Here is a 9,892-nt window from a genome sequence, read left to right as displayed (position 1 = left end):
GACCCCCCTGCTCACCTGCAGCCACGAGAACAGTGTGACGCAGCCTGGAGTCCGACGACAGGCGCCTCGCCGACGCGCCTGAGATTGGTTCGACCTTCGGACCAACCTCTACAGCTCGGCGTGGAGCACCCAGACCTTGTCGGCCGCCTCGCTCCATGAGAACGCCCGGCCCCGGTCTCCCGCCAGCACGCCCAGCCGCTCCGCGGCCGTCGTCGACGACAGGGCCGACGCCAGCGCCTCACCCATCCCGTCCACGACGTCCGCCATATCCCGGCCCGGCACAAGCACTCCCCCGTCGTGCACGACCTCCTCATGCACGGCAGAAGCCGCCGCGACGACAGGCACCCCCAGAGTCAACGCATCCACCACCCGCCACGGGAACGCCGCACGCCGCGACGGCGCCACGAAGGCCACTGCGCCGCCGAACACCGCCGCACGATCCGCCGCATCGAGTGTTCCGCGCACGTGCATCCGCCGCTCGGGCACGCCCGCCGCCGACGCGAGGTCGACGACCGCAGGCTCGTGGCCCTCCTCGACGTCGATCACCACGACGGGAAGATCGATTCCGGATGCCGCGACCGCCCCGAATCCGGCATCCAATCCCTCCGAGGCCAGCGGTCCGCCCGCGAGCAGCACGAAGCCCTCGGGCAGATCGAGCGAACGTCGCCGTCCGACCTCGTCCGAGGGAACCGAGAATCCGAGCGGCGAGGCACCGGCGATCACCCTCACCCGGTCGCCGAGCGCCGGCGCGATCTCGACCACCCGCACGGCGAGCGAGTGCGTCGGAACCACGACGGCGTCGGCGTACCTCACCGCGCGCTTCAGCATGGCCTTGTGCCACAGGACGACGGAGCGCGGCAGCTCCGCCGGCGATTCCCAGGGGCGCAGATCCCACACGGTGACGACCGTCTGATCGTGGTTGTGGATCCGGTCGTGCCGAACAAGGGGCGCGAACAGGGTCGGGGAATGGATCATCCCCCCACCGATTCCGGTGCCGACGCCGAGCTGCAGCGCGGCTGCGAGCTCCCGCCGCTGCAGCGCCGTGCGCCGCACCCGGGCGAGACCCGCAACCGAGGCCAGGGCCGCATCATCGCTGCCCGCGGGCGCAACAGCCTCGACCTCGCATCCGCCCGGAGCGCCGATCACCAGAGCCCGCGCGAGCTCGCGTGAGGCCTCCGCAAGCTCCCGCTCGACCGGAATGACGAGCTGATCGAGCATCACGCGCAACGTCGCGACCACGCGTCAGCCCTCCGGGGTGCCGGTCGGCGTCGGCGGGTGCAGCGTCGTCTGGATGAGCTCCTGGATGTAGGCGTAGTCCGGGTCGTACTCGTCGATGCCGCCCTCGGGGGTCAGCTCGATCGTGCTGACCGGCTCCTCCTTGGCCTTCACGGCGAGGTCGGCGAGGGCGGGGATGAGCGACTGCGGCAGGTCGGTCTTCACGAGGGCGGTGCCGGCTGCCGCGATCTCCTGGAACCGCGTCAGCACGACCTGCGGCGTGAACTGCGCGAGGATCGCCTCCTGCAGCTGCCGCTGGCGCTTCATGCGGTCGAAGTCATTCGTGGTGTAGCGCGATCGCGCGTACCACTGCGCGGTGTCGCCGTCCATGCGCTGCGTGCCCGGCTCGATCCAGCCGATGGCCCACTCGTCGGCGGGCTGGCCGTCGTACGCCGGTCCGCCGCCCTTGGGCAGGCGCTGCTCCACGGTGATCTCGACGCCGCCGAGCGCGTCGATGAGGGCCGCGAACCCGTTCATGTCGATGAAGACGTAGTACGGGATCTCGATCCCGAGGATTCCCTCGGCGGCGTCCTTCGTCGCCTCGATCGCGGGCTCCGAGCCGTTCGCAACGGCATCCGGATACAGCGCGTTCCCGTCCTGGCACACCTCGACCTCGGTGCGCAGCTGGTTGATGCCGCTTCCCCAGCCACATGTAGGGTCGCCGTGGCTCTCGTGCCCGTTCGGGTACTCGTCCTGCATGGGCCCTGGCGCGAACGGGAAGTTCGGCATGTCACGTGGGATGCCGGTGATCGTGGTCGCTCCCGTCTCGGCATTGACCGACACCACCGAGATGCTGTCGAACCGCATCGAATCGCGGCCTTCGCCGCTGTCGGCTCCGAGCAGGAGGATGTTGTAGTACCCCTCGGACGGGGGCACCACCGGCCCGGTCGCCTGGAAGATGGCGCCGAGCGTGCTGCGCACGGACCCCGCGACGTTCGAGGCATAGACCGCGCTGCCTGTCGAAACCACCGTGAGCAGGACGGCGAGCAGGAGGATCCCGAACCGCGACCACGTGGCGGCTTTCACAAGCCGCACGAGGCGCAGGGTGTCGATCGTGAGCACCACCCACAGCACGCCGTACGCGATGAACAGGCCCTGTGCGATCAGCAGCGGCAGCGGTCGCAGCAGTGCGAGGAAGTCGGGCAGCCATGCACCCGTGATGATGCTCAGACCCGCCGTGGGAGCGAGCAGTGCGAACAGCAGCGCCACGATGAGGAGCAACCACAACAGCAGCGTCGTCGCGATTCCGAAACGACCGAGCCGCCGGTTGCCCGCGAGCACCTGGGCGGACCCCGGCATGAGGAAGTTCAGCGCGACGAGCCACCACCCGCGCTTGGTCATGACAGCCCGGGACGAGGCATCCGGATTGCGCATCGGCCGTTCCTCGACGACGCGCGATGGCGCGGGGCGGCCGCCTGCGCGCGGCGGGCTCATGACGCTCACAGCGACTCCTTGAGCCGCCGGTTCTTCTCCTCGACCTGACCCTCGAGGTCGCGCGCGTACGCCTCGACCCGTTCGGCGATCGCGGGGTCGGCGGCGCCGAGGATGCGTGCGGCGAGGAGTCCGGCGTTCTTCGCGCCGTTGATCGAGACCGTCGCGACGGGGATGCCCGCAGGCATCTGCACGATGCTCAGCAGGGAGTCCATACCGTCGAGCGTCGCCAGCTGCACGGGCACGCCGATGACGGGAAGGGCCGTGACGGACGCCAGCATTCCGGGCAGGTGCGCCGCGCCGCCGGCACCTGCGATGATCGCCCGGAGGCCGCGCGAGCGGGCCTCACGGCCGTAGCGCATCAGCTTGTCGGGGGTGCGGTGCGCCGAGACCACCTCGACCTCGTGGGCAATGCCGAAGTCGGTGAGGGCCTGGGAGGCGTCGCTCATGACCCGCCAGTCCGAGTCGGAACCCATGACGACTCCGACCAGCGGCGTGTGGGAGGAGTGCAGCGGCCCAGAGCTCGCAGTGGACACAGTCACCCGTCAAGGCTAGGGGTCAAGGCTGGAAGAACCCCGCAACGGCGCGGTCGCTTCGACAAGCTCAGTCGACGAAGAAGGATGCCGCGGCCCGCGCCCGGTAGGCCACTTCATCCAGGTCGTCCCCGGCGACGTTCACGTGCCCGACCTTGCGGCCCGGCCGCGGTGCCTTGCCGTAGGTGTGAACCTTCGCCGCGGGATGCTCGGTCATCGCGGCGGCGAACCGCGCGTCGAGCGAGTCCTCCGCAGGACCGCCGAGGATGTTGACCATCACCGACCACTCCGCGACAGGATCGACATCGCCGAGCGGCAGGTCGAGGACCGCACGGAGGTGCTGCTCGAACTGGCTCGTGACCGCACCGTCCTGGCTCCAGTGGCCGCTGTTGTGCGGCCGCATTGCGAGTTCGTTGACCAGCAGCCGCTCGTCGGTGGTCTCGAACAGCTCGACGGCGAGCATGCCGGTGACCCCGAGTCCCTCGGCGATGCCCACGCCGATCGTGGACGCCACGCGCTGCAGCCGCTCACCCGCGTGCGGCGCCGGGGCGATGACCTCTGCGCACACACCGCCGCGCTGCACGGTCTCGACGACGGGGTACGCGCGCACCGCTCCGGACGGGCGTCGCGCGACCTGCTGCGCGAGTTCGCGCGAGAAGTCGACGAGCTCCTCCGCCAGCAGCGCACCGCCGTGGGCGTCCTCGGCGAGCGCAGCGAACCAGTCCTCCGCCTCGGTGCCTGCCGAGACGACGCGCACGCCTTTGCCGTCATAGCCGCCGCGCGGCGTCTTCACGACAGCGCGGCCCCCGTGGTCGTCGATGAACGCCTGCAGCTCGTCGGGGTTCGAGACGGCGGCCCAGTCGGGCTGCGGCATCCCGAGCTCCTTCAGGCGGGCGCGCGTGAGCAGTTTGTCCTGCGCGAACCTCAGCGCGCCGGGACCGGGTCGCACGGCGACCCCCGCGTCGACGAGCGCGGCGAGGACGTCCTGGGGCACGTGCTCGTGGTCGAAGGTGAGCACGTCGACGTCGCGCGCGAACGCGAGCACCGTGCCGGCGTCGCGGTAGTCGCCGACGGCGGTGGCGGCAAGGGATGCCGACATCCCCTCCTGCTCGGCGAGCACACGAAGCTCGACCCCGAGCTCGACCGCCGGCGCGATCATCATCCGGGCCAGCTGCCCGCCACCGACGACTCCGACTCGCAGCGCCATGCCGCTCCCTTCAGGACTGTCCTCCCATCATCGCGCACACGCGCGCGCGGGGTGGACCCGTCACTGCGTGGGTGGAGCAGGGGGTACCGGCGGCGGGCCGGGAGGCAGCGGCTGGGCATCGCGGTGGGCGAGGATCTGGTTCACCTCGACCTGGTCGACCAGCGCCTCGTGCACGAGTTCGACGCTCGGGATGTTCGCGAGGCGGAGGGGCTCGTCGACGCCGTTCGACAGTGTGATCGTGCCCGCGCCCCACATGCGCGGCAGGATGCCTCGGCGCACCTGCAGCCGGTAGCCGCGCACGTGCATCAGCTCGCGGTGCCTGACGCCGAAGAGTCCTCGGCGTTCGAGCACGCGGCGGGTCGTGATCGTGTAGACGTGCCCCCACCACGCGACGAAGGGCAGCAGCACGAGCAGCAGCACGACGCCCGCAGCGGCGGCCAGCAGCATCCAGTTCTCGAACGGCGCCGGCAGGTTGCCGTAGAGGTAGCCGCACACGCCGGCGACGGCGATCAGCACGATCGCCGACCACGTGAGGCGGCGCGCGTGACCGCGGAACCGCGCCACGAGCAGTTCGGGCGTAGGCGCGCCGGGAGCGGGCGTCAGCGGCCTGCCGCCATAGCTCGTCGGCTGCGTCATACCTCTATTGTGCGGTGCGGCGCCGACATCGCCACGGGCACCCGCCGCTTTGCGTCATGTCGGTATGCCGGTCGTCGCGCGTCGTCCGACGGGCTCGGCAACCGCGATCATGCGAGACGAAACGCCCTGAACCAGCGAGCTGCCGCGGGGCTGCGCGTTGCTCGGGAGCGTTCGATTCTTAGCGGACGTGGACGACGTCTCCGGCGGAGACGATGCTCTCGTACTCGGAGTCCTGCTCGACGACGAGCCGGCCATCGAGGTCGATCCGCTGGGCGCGGCCGCGGAGCGTCTCGCCGTCGGGCAGCGAGACCGCCACGTCGCTGCCGAGCGTGCTGCACACGCTTTCGACAGCGGTCGAGACGCCCGCCGCCAGGGCGTCGCCGCCGGCCGCCCTCAGCGCCGACAGCTGTTCGTCGAGTGCCGTGAGGTAGTCGGCGAGCAGCCGGTCCTCGTCGCACACCAGCCCCACTGCCTCGAACGACGTCGCCGTCTCGACGGGGAGATCGGTGCGCGCCATGCGCGTGTTGACCCCCGAGCCGACGACGACGGCATCGGGGTGCCCCGGTACGACCTCCGCGAGGATGCCGCACACCTTCCCGGCGTCGAGGAGCACGTCGTTCGGCCACTTGAGCGACGCGAAATGGGCGGTACCCGCGAGCTGCGCGCGGACCGCGCGCGTCATCGCGGCTCCAGCCAGCAGTGAGATCCATCCGCGCGACGCGACGGGAAGATCGGGCACGCGCACCACCACCGACACGGCGAGCGCGGTGCCCGGCGGCGTGACCCACGAGCGATCGAGCCGTCCGCGCCCGGCCCGCTGATCGGTCGTCAGCAGCAGCGCGAGGTGCGGCCACTCGTCCGGCGCCTCCACCACGTGCCGGACGACATCGGCGTTCGTCGAGTCGGTCGTGTCGACGACCTGCACACGCGGGCTCACGGCGGCGGTCAGCGGGTATCCCTCCTGTGCGATCGTCATGGACCTCACGCTACTCGCGACCGCACGGCGCGGCATCGGTCCCCTTCGACAGGCGCAGCAATCGGGACGCGGTTCACGGACCGAGAACCGACAGCGGATGCCGGGACTGCTTGTGCGAACCCTCCAACGGATGCCGCGACCCCGCCGATAGGGTGGAATCCGTGACTCAGCCGTCAGAGCTCCCCGACCTGTCGACGACCGCGGGCAAGATCGCCGACCTCCGCGCCCGCTACCAGGAGGCCGTCCTCGACGCCGAGGCGGTCGCCCAGGAGAAGCAGCACGCGAAGGGCAAGGGCACCGCGCGCGAGCGCATCGAGCTCCTGGTCGACCCGGGCAGCTTCGTGGAGCTCGACGAATACGTGCGTCACCGCACCACCGCGTTCGGCATGGACCGCTCCCGTCCCTACGGCGACTCGGTGGTCACAGGCGTGGGCACGATCCACGGCCGCACCGTCGCGGTGTACGCCCAGGACTTCTCGACTTTCGGCGGGTCGCTCGGCGAGGTCGCCGGCGAGAAGATCATCAAGGTCATGGAGTTCGCCCTGCGCAGCGGCATCCCCATCGTGGGAATGCTCGATTCGGGTGGCGCGCGCATCCAGGAGGGCGTGGTCGCCCTCGGCAAGTACGGCGAGATCTTCCGCCTCAACACCGCCGCATCCGGCGTGATCCCGCAGATCTCGATCATCATGGGCCCCGCCGCAGGCGGCGCGGTGTACTCCCCCGCGCTCACCGACTTCGTCGTGATGGTCGACAAGACGAGCCAGATGTTCGTCACCGGCCCCGACGTCATCAAGACGGTGACCGGCGAGGACGTGGGCATGGAGGAGCTCGGCGGCGCGCACACGCACAACACCCGCTCGGGCGTCGCGCACTACCTCGCAGAAGACGAGGACGACGCGATCGACTACGTGCGCACCATGCTCGGGTTCCTGCCCGACAACAACATGGCCGAGCTGCCGGTCTACGAGACCGGGTTCGAATTCGAGACGACGGATGCCGATCGCGCGCTGAACGCGGTCATCCCCGACTCGCCCAACCAGCCGTACGACATCCATGAGGTGATCCGCGGCATCGTCGACGCGGAGGACTTCCTCGAGGTGCAGCCGCTTTTCGCCCCGAACATCGTGATCGGCTTCGGCCGCGTCGAGGGACGCTCGGTCGGCATCATCGCGAACCAGCCGTCGCAGATGGCAGGCACGCTGAACATCGAGGCCGGCGAGAAGGCGAGCCGCTTCGTGCGGTTCTGCGACGCGTTCTCGATCCCGATCGTGACGCTCGTGGACGTCCCCGGCTACCTGCCGGGCACCGATCAGGAGTGGACGGGCGTCATCCGCCGCGGCGCCAAGCTCCTCTACGCGTACGCCGAGGCCACCGTGCCGCTTGTCACCGTGATCCTGCGCAAGGCGTACGGCGGCGCGTACATCGTGATGGGGTCGAAGCAGCTGGGCGCCGACATCAACCTCGCCTGGCCGACCGCCGAGATCGCCGTCATGGGAGGTCAGGGCGCGGTCAACATCCTCTACCGCGGCGAGATCAAGCGGGCCGAGGACGCCGGTGAGGATGTCGCGGCGGTGCGCACGCGCCTGGCGAACGAGTACACGTACAACGTGGCATCCCCGTTCCTCGCCGCCGAGCGCGGCGAGCTCGACGGCATCATCGAGCCGTCCCAGACGCGCGTCTCGATCGCGAAGGCGCTGCGGGCGCTGCGGGGCAAGCGCGCGACGCTGCCGCCCAAGAAGCACGGGAACATCCCGCTGTGAGCAGTGCAGAAGACGCCTCGCGCGAGGCCGTCACGATCGACGTCCTCCGCGGCATGCCGACCGAGGAGGAGCTCGCCGCCCTCATCGCGGTCGTGAGCGAGGCGTACGCGACCGAGGCGGCCGAGGCCGTCGTCGAAGACGCGCCGCGGCGCACCGCGTGGGCGCTGTCGCAGCGTGCCCTTCGTCAGCCGCTTCGGCGCGACCTCGGCTGGGGCCGGTTCGGCTGAAGCTGCGGCGCTTTCGCCCGCGGCACCCGTTTGTCCCCCGAAATACCTACAGACGAGGTTCTTGCGGCCACCGCATACTGGAACAGCTGGAACGCTTCTGCGTTCGGCTGGTCCGACTTCCGCACTGCGGACGTCCCGGATTCGGCCACGCGGACGGTTTTCGGGTAACCGTCCGCCAGGCGAGGGGCGGGCGGCTTCGCCGCCCCTCGCCTTCTTCGATTCCGCTCCCCGCTCAGCTTCCCTCCCCCTGCTGAACGGGGAGCGAGCACTGTCGGGCGCGTCAGGCGCGCACAGCTGTCAGGCGCGGCCGGGATGGGGGATCTCGCGCCAGAGATCGACGGCGTCTTCATCGCTGGGTGTGCCTACCGACGACGACCGCCCGACCACGGTCACGGCGACCCGGGCGTCGGGCGAGGTGCGGATGTAGATGCGATCGGAGCTCGCCGAACGCAGGGTCTCGGCAAGATGCGCACGGATGACCTTGAGCATCTCTTCATCGACGTCGTCGAGGCCGCCCTCGTCCAGCACCGTGATGTTCGCGCCCCGTCGACGCGCGCGCTCGAGCTCGGTGCGCACATCGTCGTCGAGCAGGCGCGGTCCGCGCATCTCATCGCGAAGCTTGCCCTCAGCCAGCCGCGCCTCCAGACGGTCGTCCTCGGCGAGTTCGCCCCCGCGCGCCACGGTGCGGGTGAGCACCGGACCGGCGACAGCGAGAGCCTTCTGCACCTGCACACGTCGCTCACGCTGACGAACCACCTGCGAGGTCTGCCACGCGGATGCCGCACGCTGCAGCCGCGCGAGCCGCGAGGTGTCGCGCGCGGCCCGCTCGACCAGCTTCACGACGAGCTGTGCGACAACGAGCCACACCAGCGAGCCGACGAGGCCCAGCTGGAGCGCGGGGATGGGCCCCATCCACGCCATCGACGCGACAGCGAGCAGCGCAAGGCCGGCCCATGCGGTCCACGGTCGGCCGCGCACCAAGACGATGACCATCAGCGCGCCGATGCCGCCGATGTACCACGTGCCGAACGAGTCGACGCGCGCCTCCGGGCCGACCGCCCGCGAGATGGCGGTCGGAACGATGACGGCGCAACTCAGAGCGAGGACCTGGGCGACCATGGGGAGCCGGTCGGAGCGACGCATCCGGTCGTCGCCCCCGTCCACGGGCGCGGTGTCGCGCACGGGCCGCCAGAAGATGCACAGCCACGTGACGACGAGGTACAGCGCGAGCGCCGCGACGATGACGAGCGGATAGTCGACGGGCTCGGTCCACCACAGGCCCCGGGCCGCGAGATACGCGGTGAACGCGACCGCGAGCACGGTGAGGACCCTTTGGACGCTGATCACGGGGCCGCCTCCCACCAGGTCAGCCGCACGGTCGTGCCGTGCTGCCCGGTCTCGAGCGCGGCGGTGCCGCCGACGGCCGCGACGCGCGCGATGATCGACGCTCGGATGCCGAGCCGGTCGTCGGGGATCTCTTCGAGGTCGAACCCCTCTCCCGCATCGTGCACCTCGACGCGCACGCGGCCGTCCCGGGCGATCACCGCGACTCCGAGGCCGGCGCCACCCGCATGCTGAATGGCGTTGGCCACCGCCTGGGTGGCCGCGAGCGTGAGGGCGCGCACGACCCGGCCGGGAATCGGCGCGCTGTCGGCGGCGATCTCGCGGTGGACGTCGACGTCGGCGCCGAGTTCGGCCGCACCGGCCTCGATGTCGTCGGCGAGTGCCGCGGCATCCCGCGGATCGTCCGTGCCCTCGTGGGCGTCCTGCTCGGTGTTGGCCAGTCGCGTCAGCGCCTCGCGGGCCATCGCCGCGGCGAGCGTGCGCTCGCGCGGAGTCGTCGCGCG

10 protein-coding genes are annotated in these 9,892 nt (G+C 70.7%); 2 read left to right on the top strand and 8 right to left on the bottom strand.

Features of this window, described 5'->3' with window-relative positions; genetic code table 11:
- Positions 1–108 precede the first annotated feature (108 nt).
- The 6 genes from EIO58_RS07225 to EIO58_RS07200 form a co-directional block, all read right to left on the bottom strand.
- Complete coding sequence (locus EIO58_RS07225; protein ID WP_127818958.1) at positions 109–1,239, bottom strand: glycosyltransferase; 1,131 nt, start codon at positions 1,237–1,239, stop codon at positions 109–111.
- 3 nt (positions 1,240–1,242) lie between these two features.
- Positions 1,243–2,718, bottom strand: a complete 1,476-nt coding sequence (locus EIO58_RS07220) for an LCP family protein (protein ID WP_127818957.1) — start codon at positions 2,716–2,718, stop codon at positions 1,243–1,245.
- Positions 2,715–3,182: a 5-(carboxyamino)imidazole ribonucleotide mutase gene (purE, locus tag EIO58_RS07215; RefSeq protein WP_127818960.1), complete on the bottom strand. Its 468-nt coding sequence runs from the start codon at positions 3,180–3,182 to the stop codon at positions 2,715–2,717. Before purE ends, EIO58_RS07220 begins: the two co-directional genes overlap by 4 nt.
- 127 nt (positions 3,183–3,309) lie before the next feature.
- Entirely contained in the window at positions 3,310–4,446 is a 1,137-nt protein-coding gene (locus EIO58_RS07210; protein ID WP_127818956.1) for a 5-(carboxyamino)imidazole ribonucleotide synthase, read from the bottom strand.
- A 60-nt stretch (positions 4,447–4,506) separates the two neighbouring features.
- Positions 4,507–5,082: a PH domain-containing protein gene (locus EIO58_RS07205; RefSeq protein WP_127818955.1), complete on the bottom strand. Its 576-nt coding sequence runs from the start codon at positions 5,080–5,082 to the stop codon at positions 4,507–4,509.
- 178 nt (positions 5,083–5,260) lie between these two features.
- Complete coding sequence (locus tag EIO58_RS07200; RefSeq protein ID WP_127818954.1) at positions 5,261–6,058, bottom strand: biotin--[acetyl-CoA-carboxylase] ligase; 798 nt, start codon at positions 6,056–6,058, stop codon at positions 5,261–5,263.
- Between the two features lie 161 nt (positions 6,059–6,219).
- On the opposite strand from EIO58_RS07200, the gene EIO58_RS07195 reads away from it, so the two are divergent.
- Complete coding sequence (locus EIO58_RS07195) at positions 6,220–7,818, top strand: acyl-CoA carboxylase subunit beta (RefSeq protein ID WP_446723906.1); 1,599 nt, start codon at positions 6,220–6,222, stop codon at positions 7,816–7,818.
- Entirely contained in the window at positions 7,815–8,045 is a 231-nt protein-coding gene (locus EIO58_RS07190; protein ID WP_274543198.1) for an acyl-CoA carboxylase subunit epsilon, read from the top strand. The genes EIO58_RS07195 and EIO58_RS07190 overlap by 4 nt, the downstream gene beginning before the upstream one ends.
- Positions 8,046–8,342: 297 nt before the next feature.
- Here the strand turns inward: EIO58_RS07190 and EIO58_RS07185 are convergent, their stop codons facing one another.
- Together EIO58_RS07185 and EIO58_RS07180 are read right to left on the bottom strand one after the other, a co-directional pair.
- Positions 8,343–9,392 carry a hypothetical protein gene (locus tag EIO58_RS07185; RefSeq protein ID WP_127818952.1) on the bottom strand — a complete coding sequence of 350 codons (1,050 nt, stop codon included), beginning with the start codon at positions 9,390–9,392 and terminating at the stop codon, positions 8,343–8,345.
- Positions 9,389–9,892: ATP-binding protein (locus EIO58_RS07180; RefSeq protein ID WP_205789172.1), on the bottom strand; the 504-nt coding region annotated here is incomplete at its 5' end. The genes EIO58_RS07185 and EIO58_RS07180, both read right to left, overlap by 4 nt.

Source organism: Microbacterium sp. CPCC 204701, assembly GCF_004010105.1.
GTDB lineage: Bacteria > Actinomycetota > Actinomycetes > Actinomycetales > Microbacteriaceae > Microbacterium.
This window is presented reverse-complemented; position numbering and strand designations above follow the sequence as displayed.

What these genes read in the sequence shown, in the direction of transcription:
- EIO58_RS07210 (WP_127818956.1), bottom strand. Translation starts at nt 4,446, where the DNA reads ATGGCGCTGCGAGTCGGAGTCGTCGGTGGCGGGCAGCTGGCCCGGATG.
- EIO58_RS07205 (WP_127818955.1), bottom strand. Translation starts at nt 5,082, where the DNA reads ATGACGCAGCCGACGAGCTATGGCGGCAGGCCGCTGACGCCCGCTCCC.
- EIO58_RS07200 (WP_127818954.1), bottom strand. Translation starts at nt 6,058, where the DNA reads ATGACGATCGCACAGGAGGGATACCCGCTGACCGCCGCCGTGAGCCCG.
- purE (WP_127818960.1), bottom strand. Translation starts at nt 3,182, where the DNA reads ATGGGTTCCGACTCGGACTGGCGGGTCATGAGCGACGCCTCCCAGGCC.